13 protein-coding genes and 1 CRISPR repeat array are annotated in these 15,189 nt (G+C 65.1%); of the genes, 4 read left to right on the top strand and 9 right to left on the bottom strand.

All coding sequences use genetic code 11. The features are described 5' to 3' along the window. Positions 1 to 49: 49 nt before the first annotated feature. Both N0B15_RS06880 and N0B15_RS06875 read right to left on the bottom strand, forming a co-directional pair. Positions 50 to 1,840 (bottom strand): ABC transporter permease, encoded by a 1,791-nt coding sequence (locus tag N0B15_RS06880; protein ID WP_263018870.1) that lies wholly within the window; start codon positions 1,838 to 1,840, stop codon positions 50 to 52. Continuing rightward, positions 1,837 to 2,718: an ABC transporter ATP-binding protein gene (locus tag N0B15_RS06875; RefSeq protein WP_263018869.1), complete on the bottom strand. Its 882-nt coding sequence runs from the start codon at positions 2,716 to 2,718 to the stop codon at positions 1,837 to 1,839. Before N0B15_RS06875 ends, N0B15_RS06880 begins: the two co-directional genes overlap by 4 nt. A 157-nt stretch (positions 2,719 to 2,875) precedes the next feature. Between N0B15_RS06875 and N0B15_RS06870 the strand changes: the two genes are divergently transcribed. Next, positions 2,876 to 3,226, top strand: a complete 351-nt coding sequence (locus tag N0B15_RS06870; protein WP_263018868.1) for a winged helix-turn-helix transcriptional regulator — start codon at positions 2,876 to 2,878, stop codon at positions 3,224 to 3,226. 1 nt (position 3,227) lies between these two features. Here N0B15_RS06870 and N0B15_RS06865 read toward each other — a convergent pair whose 3' ends face one another. The 3 genes from N0B15_RS06865 to N0B15_RS06855 form a co-directional block, all read right to left on the bottom strand. After that, positions 3,228 to 3,470, bottom strand: coding sequence for a hypothetical protein (locus N0B15_RS06865; protein WP_263018867.1), 243 nt, complete (start codon positions 3,468 to 3,470; stop codon positions 3,228 to 3,230). Positions 3,471 to 3,573: 103 nt separating this feature from the next. Continuing rightward, positions 3,574 to 3,930 (bottom strand): hypothetical protein, encoded by a 357-nt coding sequence (locus N0B15_RS06860; protein ID WP_263018865.1) that lies wholly within the window; start codon positions 3,928 to 3,930, stop codon positions 3,574 to 3,576. Positions 3,931 to 3,981: 51 nt separating this feature from the next. Next, a CRISPR array of direct repeats spans positions 3,982 to 6,385; the repeat unit is 30 nt; unit sequence GCTTCAACCCCACAAGGGTTCGTCTGAAAC. A gap of 174 nt (positions 6,386 to 6,559) precedes the next feature. Further along, on the bottom strand, positions 6,560 to 7,528 hold the full coding sequence (locus N0B15_RS06855) for a TIGR03557 family F420-dependent LLM class oxidoreductase (RefSeq protein ID WP_263018864.1): 969 nt from the start codon (positions 7,526 to 7,528) through the stop codon (positions 6,560 to 6,562). Positions 7,529 to 7,667: 139 nt separating this feature from the next. On the opposite strand from N0B15_RS06855, the gene N0B15_RS06850 reads away from it, so the two are divergent. From N0B15_RS06850 to N0B15_RS06840, 3 genes are read left to right on the top strand one after another with little or no spacing between them, the layout of a single operon-like run. Further along, entirely contained in the window at positions 7,668 to 8,540 is an 873-nt protein-coding gene (locus N0B15_RS06850) for a TrmB family transcriptional regulator sugar-binding domain-containing protein (protein WP_263018863.1), read from the top strand. A gap of 56 nt (positions 8,541 to 8,596) precedes the next feature. Next, positions 8,597 to 9,601 (top strand): ABC transporter ATP-binding protein, encoded by a 1,005-nt coding sequence (locus N0B15_RS06845; RefSeq protein ID WP_263018862.1) that lies wholly within the window; start codon positions 8,597 to 8,599, stop codon positions 9,599 to 9,601. Then, complete coding sequence (locus N0B15_RS06840) at positions 9,598 to 10,389, top strand: ABC transporter permease (RefSeq protein WP_263018860.1); 792 nt, start codon at positions 9,598 to 9,600, stop codon at positions 10,387 to 10,389. Before N0B15_RS06845 ends, N0B15_RS06840 begins: the two co-directional genes overlap by 4 nt. Positions 10,390 to 10,402: 13 nt before the next feature. On the opposite strand, the gene N0B15_RS06835 is transcribed toward N0B15_RS06840, so the two are convergent. The 4 genes from N0B15_RS06835 to leuS form a co-directional block, all read right to left on the bottom strand. Then, complete coding sequence (locus N0B15_RS06835; protein ID WP_263018859.1) at positions 10,403 to 11,011, bottom strand: DUF420 domain-containing protein; 609 nt, start codon at positions 11,009 to 11,011, stop codon at positions 10,403 to 10,405. A gap of 51 nt (positions 11,012 to 11,062) precedes the next feature. After that, positions 11,063 to 11,965: a J domain-containing protein gene (locus tag N0B15_RS06830; protein WP_263018857.1), complete on the bottom strand. Its 903-nt coding sequence runs from the start codon at positions 11,963 to 11,965 to the stop codon at positions 11,063 to 11,065. Positions 11,966 to 12,036: 71 nt separating this feature from the next. Beyond that, positions 12,037 to 12,309 carry a DdfA family disk-determining factor gene (gene ddfA, locus N0B15_RS06825; protein WP_263018855.1) on the bottom strand — a complete coding sequence of 91 codons (273 nt, stop codon included), beginning with the start codon at positions 12,307 to 12,309 and terminating at the stop codon, positions 12,037 to 12,039. Positions 12,310 to 12,479: 170 nt separating this feature from the next. Beyond that, a complete protein-coding gene (gene leuS, locus N0B15_RS06820; RefSeq protein WP_263018853.1) occupies positions 12,480 to 15,128 on the bottom strand; it encodes a leucine--tRNA ligase in 2,649 nt (882 codons plus the stop codon). Positions 15,129 to 15,189 lie beyond the last annotated feature (61 nt).

Genomic DNA, 15,189 nt, shown 5'->3' with positions numbered 1-15,189 from the left:
GGTCGATCGAGTGCGGTCCGAACGACGCTCACTCGAGCGGTCTCGGTCCTCAGACGACAAGGAGGATCACCCCCAGGTTGTACCCCGCGTGGAGCAGGGTGGCGAGGACGAACGCGGCGGCGTACTGGGTCCGGCCGTAGCTGGCACCGATCGCCGAAATCGTCGCCGTGGTCGCGTGGACGACGAGCGGGACGAGAAACAGCGCGAGCACGAGCAGCGGGTCGCTCGTCAGCGCCTGCCCGAACACGACCTGCCCGGCCGGGAGGTCCGGAAGACCGACGAACTGGACGGCGTGTGTGAGCTTCTCGCCGACGAAGAACCCGCCACCGGAGAGGACGCCGAGAACGAGCGCGGTCCGCAGCGAGGCGTCGAAACGCGAGCGAGCGATGCCGGCGTAGACGTGGATGCTCTTGGCGAGTTCCTCGATTGCAGCGGCGAACACCAACAACAGTGGCAGGGCGAGCGCCTCGGGTGCCGGAAACAGGAGTGCAACGGCGAGCAGCTGGCCGACGAAGACGAACGGGACGAACAGAATCGAGAGGAGCGGCACGCTCCGGTAGCCGTGCAGACGGCTCACCAGCGCGTCGACGACCTTCGCGGGAATCGCCTTCTGGGCGAACATATCCTCCTCGCGATAAAGGCCGATCCCGAGGAGGAACAACACCGCCGCGACGAGGTAGAACGGACCCGTCGAGAAGAGGTACTGACCGAGCGTCACGCTCTCACCCTGTAAGTCCATCACCACGATCGTCAGCGGCGAGATGAGCGCGATGGCGGTCACCTCGGTGAAGATCGCCGGGACGAACGTGTAGGTCGTCATGAACACCGAGATCGCCACCGTCACGAACGTCAGCTCCTTGAACGAGCGCGCGAGCATCGCGCCGACGAACGTCGCCGCGAGGAAGACCAGCGCGATGGGCAACGCGCCGAGGACCGACAACACGCCACCCTCGAGCGCGACGGCCAGGACGACCACGATTGCGACCAGCCCCAGCAGGTACGGCAGCGTCTTTCCGGCGACGATCTCGTACCGTGACGCCGGCGAGACCAACAGCAGTTCACCACGGCGCTTGATCCGTTCGTCGAGGATCGTACTTCCGTAGGCCTGAATCACGAAGTTCATCGGGACGACGAACAGGAACGCCAGGATGAGCGGCCCGAACGGAAACGGCGGCGAGAGCGCACTCGGCGTCCCCGCCTCGATGCGCTCACCGAGTCCACCGCCGACGTCCGGAATCCCCAGTCCGCCACCCTCACCGCTACCGCTCGACGCTCCGTCGGGTGCGCCGCCCGACCCAGCGCCCCCCTCCGCTCCGCTCCCGTCGAATCCGCCACTACTCGCGTCGCCACTCCCGCTCCCGTCCGCACTCGCTGGCGCGCGCTCCTGGTACTGCACACTGACGGTGACCGGAAACGCCGCCGCCTCGTCGGGTTCTGCCAGCATCGACTCGTAGTTGTAGCGTTCGATGGCGTCGCGAAACGCCGCGTAGGCGGCGTCACCCTTGGTCGACCCGTCCGACTCGAGGAGACGCGGCCCGCCGACGAACACGTCCGCGTCGCTCTCACCGAGTCGGAACGCGGTGATCGTCGTCTCCTCGAGTCTGAACTCGGGACTCGCCGCGACGACCTGCCGGTAGGGGTCTCCCTCCGCGCTCTCGGCGTCGACGCCCACGACGTAGATACCGTCCTCGAGTCCGCCCCCGTCGTCGAACGCCGAGACGCCCACCACACCGACGAGCAGCGCCAGGACGACGAGCGCGAACACCGTCTTTCGATCCAGCGTTCCCGCTCCCTTCGTGACCTCCCAGCGGGCGATCCGTCCGATCCGCCGCAGTCTCATCTCGCCTCCTCACGGCGGGCAACGTCGAGGAAGATCTCCTCGAGACTCGGCGTGTGCGTCTGGATGTCGACGACTCGACCGCCCTCGGTCTCGACCCGGCGGCGCACGTCGTCGACCGCATCCATGTCCGAAACGGTGTGCCGGACGTGGCCGTTCTCGCGCACTGCCACACCGACGGCCGTCTCGACCGTCGCGTAGACGTGATAGGTCGTCCCGCCGTGGGCCTCACGGATCTCCTCGAGCGAGCCACGCGCGACGATGTTTCCGTCGGCCATGATGATCACCCGGTCGCAGATACTCTCGACGTGAAAGAGGTTGTGCGCGCTGAAGACGACGGTCTTTCCCGCCTCGCTCAACTCCCGGGTGAACTCGACGATGTAGTTCGTCGTCAGCGGATCGAGTCCCGACGCTGGCTCGTCGAAGATCAACACCTCCGGATCGTTCACCAGCGCCCGCGCGATAGCGACCTTCCGCTTCATGCCCTTCGACATGTTCCCGATACGTCGCTCGCGGTGCTCGAGGTCGAGTCTATCGAGCGTCTCCGCGATGCGCTCGCGGGCGACCGCCCGTGGAACGTCGTACAGATCCGCGAAGAACTCGAGATACGCCGTCGCCGTCATCTCCTCGTACAGCGGCGACTCCTCGGGTAAAAATCCGAGAATCGCGGCCGTCTCGGGGTCGCCCGCCGGGAGTCCGGCGACGGTCGCCGTCCCCGCCGTCGGCTCGATCAATCCGGCGAGCGTCTTGAGCGTCGTCGTCTTCCCCGCACCGTTCGGCCCGACGACGCCGAACACCTCGCCGCGCGCCACCGAGAACGTACTATCCTCGACAGCGACGAACCCTCCGTATTCCTTTCGGAGGTTGGACACTTCGATCATCGATTACACCGACACACGAATAGCCATCAGTAAAAGGTAGTGGCCGAACCACCCGACGCGACGGCGTCAGCCGTCACTTCACCCCACCCGATAACGTCGCGTTAGCTAGTTCGATACCGAACCTCTATACCGCGTGCATCCGTAGCCACTGTCATCGATGGTCTCTGATCAGACGCTCGAACAGACCGACTCCGACCAGCCGGCTCCCGATGCCTGCCCCGTCATCGAATCGCTCGAACAGATCGGCTCGCAGTGGCGACTCGCCGTCCTCCACGAACTGCTCTCGGGCGAACACCGCTTCAACGAACTCAAACGCGCGACCGGCGCGAACGCCCGCACCCTCTCGCGCGTCCTCGACGACCTCGGCGAGATGGGCTTCGTCTCGCGTCGGATCGAAGAAGACGCCCCCATCGCGACCTACTACAGTCTGACTGACAAGGGCGAGTCGCTCGCTCCCATCTTCGGCGAAATCGAGTGCTGGGCGGGCGACTGGCTCGAGGAGGAGTAACTCAGCCGAGCCACGAGAGCACCCGTCCCCAACTCCACACCACGAGCGCCACCAGCAGTACCGACACGACCACGATGAGCGGAATCGCATCCGCCGCGGGACCGCCCGGAGGAATCAGCGACTCGAGCACCCCGCCCCAGTACGCAATCGCGACCCCCACGATAACGACCAGTGACCCACCCGCAATGCTCGCCGCCGTCCGGTTCTGCTCGACGCGTGACGCGGACTCGCTCGAGGAGGGCATCGACTGTGGCCACCCCGCATACACCTAGCCGATCAGTATGTGAAACCGTGTCACTTGCACTCTCCGGGGTGAGCCGCCCCTCGAGGTATCGTCAGCGCCGGCGTCACGAGCGGCCGATGGCGGTGAACCAGCTGCCGTGGAAGACATCGGTGCCGAGCGTATCGTGGATACAGTCGACGATCGCCACCCGTCCCAGCCGACCATCGTCGTCCGCCCCCTCGTTCTCATCGTACGGGATCAACAGCGCCTCCGGGGAATCGGTCCGCTCGACGACGAACTCGTCTTCGAACACCTCGAGAAAAACGTCGAGGGACGCCGAATCACCCTCGATGTACATATCGTAGCCAACGTGGCCGCGTATCAGCTCTTCGTCCGCCGCTGCGGTCAGTCGCTCGAGCTGCTCTCTGTATTCGCTTTTCTCAGTCTCTTCGCCAGCGTCGTCTCCCTGTCCACCTGGCATACGTACACCTCGGGAAGAGAACACCATAATTCGTTCTCCGCTCTCGTGACTGCTGTACCCCCTCGAGGGTTCGTCTGAAACCCATCTCAGGACCAGTCCGCTGTGTCCTCCGTGTCGCTTCAACCCCACAAGGGTTCGTCTGAAACGCTGATGATACGTATCTCAGGCATCTCCTAGCAGCAGCTTCAACCCCACAAGGGTTCGTCTGAAACTCATACGGAACCACTCGTCCGCGTCCACCTCGTCGGGCTTCAACCCCACAAGGGTTCGTCTGAAACCAACCTGCTGAGCATCGATATTGCTCGGTTCTATCTCGCTTCAACCCCACAAGGGTTCGTCTGAAACCAGGTTGTCGATCCCCTCGCTCTCGCACCACTGCACGCTTCAACCCCACAAGGGTTCGTCTGAAACACTCGACATCCCACGATCGCGCATCCGGCCCTGGGTCGCTTCAACCCCACAAGGGTTCGTCTGAAACTCTCGCCCGGCCCCTCGCCGAAGTCGTCCTCGAGCGCGCTTCAACCCCACAAGGGTTCGTCTGAAACGCCATCAGGCCTATACTGTCGGCACGCTAACCAGCTTCAACCCCACAAGGGTTCGTCTGAAACTGTCGGTGTCGGTCGTCTGGTCGAGGTCCATCTGCTCGCTTCAACCCCACAAGGGTTCGTCTGAAACCGGCGAACTCAAGCGCGCGGTGTCGATCCTAAAATCGCTTCAACCCCACAAGGGTTCGTCTGAAACAAGTGGTAGTCCTGGACGTGGTCCGCGCTGGTCAGGCTTCAACCCCACAAGGGTTCGTCTGAAACCGTTTCCGATCGACGTCCATGTCCGTCCTCGAGGGGCTTCAACCCCACAAGGGTTCGTCTGAAACGCAGGCGCGTCTCACCCTCGCCATCGTTGAAGATCGCTTCAACCCCACAAGGGTTCGTCTGAAACTCGCACAGTTCAAACCCAACCTGGAGGGCTACCGCAAGCTTCAACCCCACAAGGGTTCGTCTGAAACCTACCCACTTGCAAAGTATCCTGCAGGCCACGCCGAGCTTCAACCCCACAAGGGTTCGTCTGAAACGCGCGGGCGTCGTCGGGACCGGAACCGAACTCGCAGAGGCTTCAACCCCACAAGGGTTCGTCTGAAACGGCCTCGAGGCCGGTCGGCCCGGCCGTGACCGAGGTCGCTTCAACCCCACAAGGGTTCGTCTGAAACGACCTTGCCGCTCGCTCGGGAGCATGGCATCCCGAGGGCTTCAACCCCACAAGGGTTCGTCTGAAACGAAGCCGATGTCTCCGGTATCGACTGTGGTAAAGTCGCTTCAACCCCACAAGGGTTCGTCTGAAACACCCGCACACTGCGGGCACTCGCTCATGCCGTCCCTCCGCTTCAACCCCACAAGGGTTCGTCTGAAACAACTCAAATCAGGAGAAGGTTCGGTTATCGATGTTGCGCTTCAACCCCACAAGGGTTCGTCTGAAACAAGATCCTGCGCGAGGCGGTCGACACGGCTGAGATGGCTTCAACCCCACAAGGGTTCGTCTGAAACTACTGGTGTGGCTATGGCCGCTATAGTCTCCGGCAGCTTCAACCCCACAAGGGTTCGTCTGAAACACGGTTCGTAGTCGTCGAAGCCACCGACCTGTTCGCTTCAACCCCACAAGGGTTCGTCTGAAACTCCTCGATGATCCGCCACGTAGTCGGCCGCCAGAGCCGCTTCAACCCCACAAGGGTTCGTCTGAAACTCGCTACTCGCGTTGATTGCGTCCTGGACGACAGGCTTCAACCCCACAAGGGTTCGTCTGAAACAGGCGTTCCCGACGCACGAGATTCCGAAGGAGGTGCTTCAACCCCACAAGGGTTCGTCTGAAACCATTACTTTCAAAACTTTGTGGTATAGACATTGGTTGCTTCAACCCCACAAGGGTTCGTCTGAAACCTTGCGAGCGTGGTCTCTCGCCCCGACTTTGTGCGAGCTTCAACCCCACAAGGGTTCGTCTGAAACTCGACCCATTCCACGAGCGAGCGGTAATCTGGAACGCTTCAACCCCACAAGGGTTCGTCTGAAACAGTCGGGGCATCCTCTCGTCTGGCACGACGTCGATCCGCTTCAACCCCACAAGGGTTCGTCTGAAACCACGGCGTCAGGATCATACTCGACTGTCGTCTCAGGCTTCAACCCCACAAGGGTTCGTCTGAAACTGTGCGTGTCGCCGGGCTGGACGTCGTTGGACTCGACGCTTCAACCCCACAAGGGTTCGTCTGAAACGATACTCGGCTTCCCCGGCGGTCTCGGCATCGACGGCTTCAACCCCACAAGGGTTCGTCTGAAACCAGATAACAGTTGATGATCCTGTCAAATTCGAGGCGCTTCAACCCCACAAGGGTTCGTCTGAAACCCTCTTCCGAGTGGCCGCGCTCAAGGGCCTCCGAGACGCTTCAACCCCACAAGGGTTCGTCTGAAACCGTGCCCGATTTCCAGGCCACAGGGACTCTCTCGAGCGAATCCACCTATACGTTTCCGTCGACCTCCGGTAGCCGCTGTCGGGGTGGGGGTCGACGGACGCGCGTCGCGTGTTCACCTGGTGTAGGGGTGATTCGTGAGCGACTCGAGGGGCGTCGCGACGGCTGACGGTCGAGTCAGCGCTGTCTGAGTTCGGGCAGCACTTCCTCCTCGTAGAACTCGAGTGCGAGGTCCTGTCGGGGACCGATCTGGTGGACGTAGACGTGATCGTAGCCGGCGTCGAACGCCTGTTCGAACGCTTCGACGTGGGCCTGGGGGTCGGGGTCGGTCACCGTACTCCCCTCGGCGACGTCCTCGCGTTCGACCATCGTGGCGGCCTGCTCGAAGTGTGCTGGCGAGGGGAGTTCCTGGGCGAGTTCACCGGGGAGTGCGCCGTTCGGCCAGCGCTCGTGGACGCGGTCGATCGCTTCGTCTTCGGTCTCCTCGTAACAGACGTGGAGCTGGGTGTACGTCGGGCCGTCGCCACCGGCTTCTTCGTAGGCGTCGACGACTTCCGCGACGGGACCGGAACACCAGAGTCCGTCGCCGTACTCGGCGGCCATTCTCGCGGCTTTCGGCCCGAAGGCGCTGACGACCGTCGGCACAGGCTCCTCGGGTGCGGTGAAGAGTGTCGCGTTCTCGACGGTGTAGTGGTCGCCGTGGTGGCTGACCTCCTCGCCGGTCAGGAGGGCGCGGATGACGTCGATCGACTCCTCGAGCATCTCGAGGCGGACGTCGTGTTCGGGCCAGCGCGCGCCCGTGACGTGCTCGTTTAAGTTTTCGCCGGTGCCGACACCGAAGGTGAACCGGCCGTCGGCCAACACTTGTGTGGTGGCGACCGCGTGGGCGACGTTCACCGGGTGGATTCGGATCGTGGGACAGGTGACGCCGACGCCGATGCCGATCTCGTCGGTCTCGCGGGCGATGGCTGCGAGGACGGACCAGACGAACGGCGAGTGCCCCTGTGCGGAGACCCACGGGTGAAAGTGGTCGGAGACCGAGACGAAGTCGAAGCCGACCGCCTCGGCGCGGATGGCGTTGTCGACGAGGTCGGCTGGCGGGTGCTCCTCGCTCGAGAGTGTGAACCCGAGCTGTCTGTCGGACATGGGCGAGACCTTCACCGAGTCGCGTTCTAACGCTTGGCCCTGCAGTGGCCGCTCGGGTCGGCTGGCGTCGACGGCTGACTCCTCCGTGCAAGGGTTCGAAGGTAAACACTCATTGGTGTCGCCCCCACCACTATCGGGTATGGACAGGGTCACCCGCTCGAGTCTCGGACAGGTCTTTTCATCGTGTAGAGACGGACGCCAGCTCTCGCCGACGGGCGAGGCGGCCGAAGCGACCGACCCGGTGGCGCTGGCGGATGGCGGCCTGTCGCTGCCGTTCGACGGCGTGGCCGACCGCGAGGTACTCCTCGAGCGTCTCGCGACGCTCATCGACGAGGCGGAGGAGGAGGTCGCCCTCTCGGCACCGGTCGCCGTCTTCGACCACCTCGAGTCACACCTTCGCGCCGCGCTCGAGCGCGGCGTCCTGGTGATCGTCCTCGTCACCGACAACGACGACCTCGCCGCCTCGCGTTTCGAGGGTGTCGCCAGCGTCGCCCGCCTCTGGAGCAAGACCGCGCCGCTGCTCGCGACCGTCGACTACCGGTGGGGCGTGATGGCTCCACACGGGATGCTGACGGGTGCGGGTGGTGACGGCGCGCTCGTCCTCGAACAGCGTGACCTCGCCTTCCTGCTGATGGGGTCGTTCTTCGGGAACTACTGGCGCATCGCGACGCAGGCGTACACGAGCGAGCCAGCGCCACTCCCGGCGACCTACACCAATATCAGACAGGCCGTCTTCCAGGCGACGTTGCACGTCCAGGCCGACGACGACGTGCGCGTCACGGCCGAAGCGAAGCCGGTCGGCGTCGACACCTACGACACTGTCGAGGGCCGACTGGCCGACGTCCGCCAGAGCATCCTCGAGCCAGTCTTCGAGTCGTTCGCCATCGAGAACGCCCTCATCCTCGAGCGCGAGACCGACGACGTCGAGGGTGAACGCATCACCCTCGGCGGGAGCGGCGCGTTCGTCGAGGAGTTCCGGACCCGGTCGGTGACGTTCGCTCCGCTCGAGTGAGCGTCCCGGCCGGCGAACCGAACGGCTTAGGCGCGGTCGGTCGGTAGCGTCGGCACATGGACGCTGCGGTCGACGCGACGAACCTGACGAAATCGTACGGTGACACCGTCGCCCTCTCGGGAGTGTCACTGACCGTCGAACGCGGGGAGGTCTTCGCGCTCATCGGACCAAACGGCGCGGGGAAGACGACGCTCGTTCGCACGCTCACCGGGACGGCCGTTCCCGACGAGGGCGCCGTTCGGGTCCTCGAGCGTGCGCCGACCGACCTCGAGCGCGCTCGTATCGGCGTGTTGCCCCAGGCGTTCTCACCGCAACCGCGCCTGAGCGCCCGCGAGTTACTCGCCTACTACGCCGGACTCTACGACGAGGCGCGCGACCCCGAGACGGTTCTGGCGGACGTCGGTCTCACCGGGGCGGGCGACACCCGCTACGAGAACCTCTCGGGCGGCCAGCAACGACGCGTCTGCGTCGGCGCGGCGCTGGTCAACGACCCCGAAGTGCTCGTCCTCGACGAGCCGACGACCGGCATCGACCCCGCGGGCCGTCGAACCGTCTGGCGACTGCTCGAGGGTCTCGCCGATGCGGGGACGACCGTCCTGCTGACGACCCACGACATGGCCGAAGCCGCCCGCCTCGGTGATCGAGTCGGGTTGCTCGCCGACGGGGATCTCGTTGCACTCGGGACGCCCGAGGCGTTGATCGACGCCCACGCGGGTCCGAGTTCGCTCACGGTCTCGCTCGCGACCGACGAGACCCTCGAGCCGATCCGCGCGGACCTCGAGTCCGCACTCGAGTTCGCCGTCGAGGTCGATGCACGCGAGAGCGACCTGCTGGTGCGCGACGTCTCACCGGCTGACATCGCCCGCGTCGTCGACGCGCTGGCCGAGCGCGGTCTCGAGTACACCAGTCTCGAGTGGGCCGAACCCGACCTCGAGGACGTCTACCTGGCGCTCGCTGGTGAGACCGAAGCGCTGGCGACGCGAGCGGCGGGGACGGCCGACCCGACCGGGCCGGCAGAACGCTCGAGCGACGAGACTGGAGACGGAGGTGAGGAGCGATGACTCGTCTCACTCGGGTGCGCTCGCAGGCGAGTGCCGACTGGCGCTCGTTCACCCGCCGACGGACGGCGGTCTTCTTCACCTTCTTCTTCCCGGTGATCCTGATCGTCATCTTCGGGGCGCTCGTCCGGAGCGACCCCGGCGGTGGCGGCCTGTTCTCGGAACCGCCTGCGTACTACGTGCCCGGCTACCTCGCCGTCGTCGTGCTCTTTACGCCACTGTCGCGACTCGGCAGCGAGGTCGCGCGCCACCGCGAGGGCAACCGCTTCGAGAAACTCGCGACGACGCCGCTGACGCGCGGCGAGTGGTTGCTCTCACAGACGCTCGTCAACACGGTCATCATCGCCGTCGCCGGCCTGCTCATCCTCGCGTTGGTCGTCGCCCTGACGGGAGCGGAGATCGCCCTCTCGGTCTGGTTGCTCGCGTACGTCCTCGTCGGTGTCGTCTGCTTCTGTGGCGTCGGGGCGATCATCGGCAGCTACACCGACTCCCAGGACGGAGCCGTCGCCGCCAGCAACGCCATCGGTCTCCCGCTGTTGTTCCTCTCCGAGACGTTCGTCACCCTGGAACAACTTCCCGGCTGGTTCGCCCCGCTGGTCGACCTCTCGCCGCTGACCTACTTCGCCCGCGGCGTCAGGGCCGCGAGCTACCCCGGTGCTGAGACCGGCGTCTCGGGGACGCTCGAGTCGGTGACGGGCGTGGATCCGGCCTTCGGGAACCTGCTCGTCCTCGGCGCGTTCGCCCTCGTCTTCTTCGTGATCGGCGCACGCTCGATTCCCGCGACGGAGTGAACGGACGCTCGGGTCACCACAGCCCGAATACGGCCAACGGCTCGAAGCGGTAGTCGTAGATGTGGTTGAGCATCAGGTAGGTGACGACGCCGAGGACGAGGCTCAGGATCCACGAGGCGGCGGCGATACGCCCGACCCTGGCGTGGGGAGTCCGGCGTAGCTCGGCCGGGGTGTGGGTCAGTCCGAGCAGTAGTGCGTAGAGGACGACCGGAACCGCGACGATCGAGAGGAGGATGTGGACGGCGAGCATGACGATGTACGCAGCCCACACGGCGGTCGACACGTCGTCGATGTACTTCTCTCCGCCGCCGCCGACGCGGATCAGGTAGACGACGAGAAAGAGCAAGATGAGCGCGAACGCACCGACCATCGCCCAGCGGTGTTTCTCGACCTCGTTCTGGCGGATCCAGTGCCAGCCCAGGACGAGCAGCGCCGTCGTCGCGGCGTTGATGACCGCGATAGCGTGGGTCAGCCAGTTCACCTGCGTCTCGGTGAGTTCCGGATAGAACGGGAGGTCGAGCGCGAACGTGCCGATCACCAGTGCGTATCCGACGAGCGTCAGCGCGACCGTCACGCCGAGGAGGTTCTCGCGAATTCGTCGCCTCGCGTCAGCAGTAGCCATCGCTCGAGCGTTAGGACAGCACCCGTATCTGTGTTGCTCTTCGTCCGTGACTCACTCGAGGTCGAACGAGACGTCTCCGTCACTGTCGCCGTCGAACTCGACGTCGATCCGATACGACGGCGACTCCTCGTCGGTCCCGTCGGCTCCATTCGCCTCGTCGGCCGACCGTGCGCGGCGTTCGCTCGCCTCGTCCGGGTCGGCGACCGCGAACGGGACGTACTCGAGTGCGTCCCGGATACGCGGTTTGATCTCGAAGAGGTACCGCTCGGTCTCGTCGGACCCACGCCCGTCTTCGCTCGTGGCGTGTTGGGTGTAGACGACCCGGTCGATGGCCGTTCCGTCCGGAACCTCACCGGCGACGACGACGCCGTTCACCGCCCGTCCGGGCTCGAGTTCGACGTCGGTCACACACCACGGTGACGGTAGCGAGTCTGCGTGTGGCCGCAGAATGTTCGCCCCTTCGTAGAGAAAGCCGTCGTCGCCGATGAAACTCGTGTTCGAGCGACCCGACCACTCGAGAGTTCGGTCGGATACGTTCTCGACTTCGAAGAACGCAACGGCTCGCTGTAGCGACGGGCTGAGCCGACCCGAGACGATCGACCGGAGCTGTAAGTCCGGGACCAGTCCGACCAACGTCACGCTCAGTAACTCGCCCTCGTTTCGCAGCCCGGCTCCGGTTCCACCCGGTCGGTCTCGCGGCCGTGGTGACGGCTCGAACGTCGGGTCGGTACCCGCACCGAGCTGGCCGCTCGGCACCGCCCCGCCGTCCGTCTCGCCCTCCTCCGGCGCACGCTCGCCGGTGATCGCCTCGTAGGCGCGCTTGAGTCGGAGGAACTCGAGGCGGGAGCCACCCTGGTCGGGGTGACACTCCTTCAACAACGCCCGATAGGCCAGTCGAACGTCGGCCCGGTCCGCCTCCGGCGTGACACCGAGGACGTCGTAGTGGCGTTCCATCGTAGCGTAGTTCTGCCTTGGTAGAAAAGAGTCTTTCCGTGTGCGACATGTGTGCACACGAGAGTGTCAGGTCACTCGAGAGTGACGTTGCCGTCGCCGGTCACCATGACGGTGTACCCGCAGAACTGGAACGTAATACGTCCGTTGCCGCGTGGAATGCCGTTGTGGCGGGGGGCGAAGAGGTCGTCGAGCGCCGACGGATCGACGACGTCGTGGAGTGACTCGTAGGTGGGTGGACAGAGATCAGTCGGTGCCACGCCCTCGGCGTCGGCGACCGCTTCGATGACCGCCTGACTGGGTGTCCTATGGTGCCACGAATCGACCCGGTCGCCCCCCTCTTCCATACGAATCGACTTTATGGACGTCAGGCATAAGCCTATCCTTCTATCGCCGACAGATACTACCGCAGACGGAAAGGGGGGCTTCGATTACGAAGTGTTATTTATGCCATCCGGAAACCGCCTTCAGGCGTCCGTTCGGACGGCGGAAGGGGCCGAGCCGTCGAAGACGGCCGTTAGGCGATGTGAATCGCTGGCTTTCCGGGTCTCGCCCGCGCGGTGAGGTCCTCGTCGTCGGTCCCCCGCCGGACGATCACGGACGCGCCGAACTCGTCTTCGAGGAGCCAACTCGCCTGCGTCAGAATCTCGAGTTCGCGCTCGCGCTCGAGCGTCGGGTCGAGTTCCGCCCGTCGCCCCGCGAGTTCGGCCGCGTGGCGCTCGGCGTCGTCGTGCTGGGCGACCAACGCGTCGTCGAGGATCGCCTCGACGACCTCCGCCATCGGGACCCGTCCGTCGCCATCACCGTCGGCGCACTCGAGAGCGATCCGGTGGGCCCGGTACTTCCACTCGGGGGCGACCACCACGTCGATCGTGGTGGGGTTCTCGATGTCGACGACGCTCGTGATGTCGCGCACGTCGTCGACGGTGCGCTCGACGAGGCGGCGCTCGAGTCGCGGGTAGTCGATCTGGCTGTCCGATTCGGGCCACGGGGCGGTGACGACCAGGCCGTCACCGCGGAGTTTGTTCCAGCACTCCTCGCCGAGGTGGGGTGCCATCGGCGCGATGAGTGCGGTGAGCGTGCGCAGGCCGCGCCGGTGGACCGCTTCGTGTGGGGTCTCGTAGCCGGCGTAGCGGCGCAACAGTCGGGCGAGGCGACGGATCTCCGAGAGCGCGCGGTGGAACCGAAAGCGCTCGTATTCGACGGTGACGGCGGCGATGGTGCGATCGATCTCACGCTCGACGTAGGCGTCCTGCGGGGCGCGGTCGCTCCGCCCCGTCGGTCCCTCGACGGCGTCGACGACCATCGAGAAGAGCGTCTGCTGGAAGTCGTAGGTCGAGCCAACGCGGTTGGTCGTCCACTCGAAGTCCTGTTCGGGGTGGGCGGCCGAGAGCAAGAACAGCCGCGTCGTCTCGGAGCCGTACTCGTGGGGTGAGACGACGTTGCCCGTCGACTTCGACATCTTCTCACCACCGTGGAGGACCGTCCCCTGGTTGACGAGGCGTTCGACCGGTTCCCGGTGCTCGAGTAAGCCGAGGTCTGCGAGTGCCTTGGTGAAAAAGCGCAGGTAGAGCAGGTGCAAGGTCGCGTGTTCGTCCCCGCCGACGTAGACGTCGATGGGGAGCCAGGCGTTCGCACGCTCGGTGTCGAACGGCGCGTCCTCGAGGTCGGGCGAGAGGAATCGCAGGAAGTACCACGAGGAGTCGACGAAGGTGTCCATCGTGTCCGTCTCGCGCGTTGCGGGACCGCCACAGTCGGGACAGGTCGTCTCGAGGAACTTCTCGCTCTCTGCAAGGGGGTTGCCGGTCGTCTGGACGAACGGCGGCAGTTCGACGGGGAGTTCCTCTTCGGGGACGAGGACGTGCCCACAGTCGTCGCAGTGGACGATCGGAATCGGCGTCCCCCAGTAGCGCTGTCTCGAGATCAGCCAGTCACGCAGCCGGTAGGTGACCGCCTCGTCGATGGCGTCGACCTCCTCGAGCAGTCGCTCGCGCGCGACCGGACTCTCGAGTCCGTCGAACTCGCCGCTTCGCGTCAGCGTTCCCTCCCCGGTGAACGCGCCCTCACTCGGTGCGCCGTCGGTATCGATCACCGAGACGGCCGGCAGGTCGTGCTCGCTGGCGAAGGCGTGGTCGCGTTCGTTGTGTGCGGGAACACCCATCACCGCACCCGTCCCGACGTCCTCGAGGACGTACGGGGCGACGTAGACCGGCAGTTCCTCGCCGGTGAGCGGGTGGATCGCTCGCGCGTCCGTCAGTCGGCCACTGTAGCCGACCTCGGCGGCGCTGCGGCCGTAGACGTCCTCGACGTACGTGGCGAGGTCGCCGTCGCTCGAGAGCTTCGAGACGAGGTCGTGGCCCGGCGAGAGCGCGACGTAGGTCGCACCGTAGACCGTCTCCGGGCGGGTGGTGAACACCTCCACGGGCGTGGCGTCCCCGTCGGCGGTGACCACCTCGAAGCGCACGTGTGCGCCCTCCTGGCGACCGATCCAGTTGCGTTGGATCTCCGTGACGCCGTCGGGCCAGCCCTCGAGGTCGTCGAGACCGTCGACGAGTTCGTCGGCGTAGTCGGTGATCGTGAAGAACCACTGGTCGAGTTCGCGACGCGACACCGGCGTCTCACAGCGCCAGCAGCGTCGGTGTCCGTCTCCTGTCTCGACCTGGGCCTCCGCCAGCACCGTCTCACAGTCCGGACACCAGTTGACCATCGCCGCTTCGTACTCGACGAGTCCGGCCTCGTAAAAGCGCCGGAAGAGCCACTGGTTCCACCGGTAGTACGACGGCTCACACGTCGTGATCTCGCGCGACCAGTCGTAGCCAAAGCCCATCGTCTCGAGTTCGTCGCGCATCCGCGAGATACACGCCTTCGTCCACGACTGGGGGTCGGTATAGCGTTCGTACGCCGCGTTTTCGGCCGGTAAGCCGAAGGCGTCCCACCCCATCGGGTGGAGCACGTCGTCGCCGCTCATCCTGCGGTAACGGGCGTAGGCGTCGGTGATCGCGTAGTTTCGGATGTGACCCATGTGGAGCGTCCCCGACGTGTACGGGAACATGCCGAGGACGTACGTCGGGTCCTCGACGTCGGACTCGAGGGTGAAGACGTTCTCGTTGCGCCACATGTACTGCCAGAACTCCTGCGCCTCTGCGTGATCGTAGTTCCTCGTCATTGCCGGAATAGCCGTTGTCTCTCACTGGGCCGTGTGAGTATATCACTGTTCGGCCAGTCGG

It is taken from the genome of Natronobiforma cellulositropha (assembly GCF_025629245.1).
GTDB classification, from domain to species: Archaea; Halobacteriota; Halobacteria; order Halobacteriales; family Natrialbaceae; genus Natronobiforma; species Natronobiforma cellulositropha.
The sequence above is the reverse complement of the archived record's forward strand: the minus strand, read 5'-3'. Positions and strand labels throughout refer to the sequence as shown.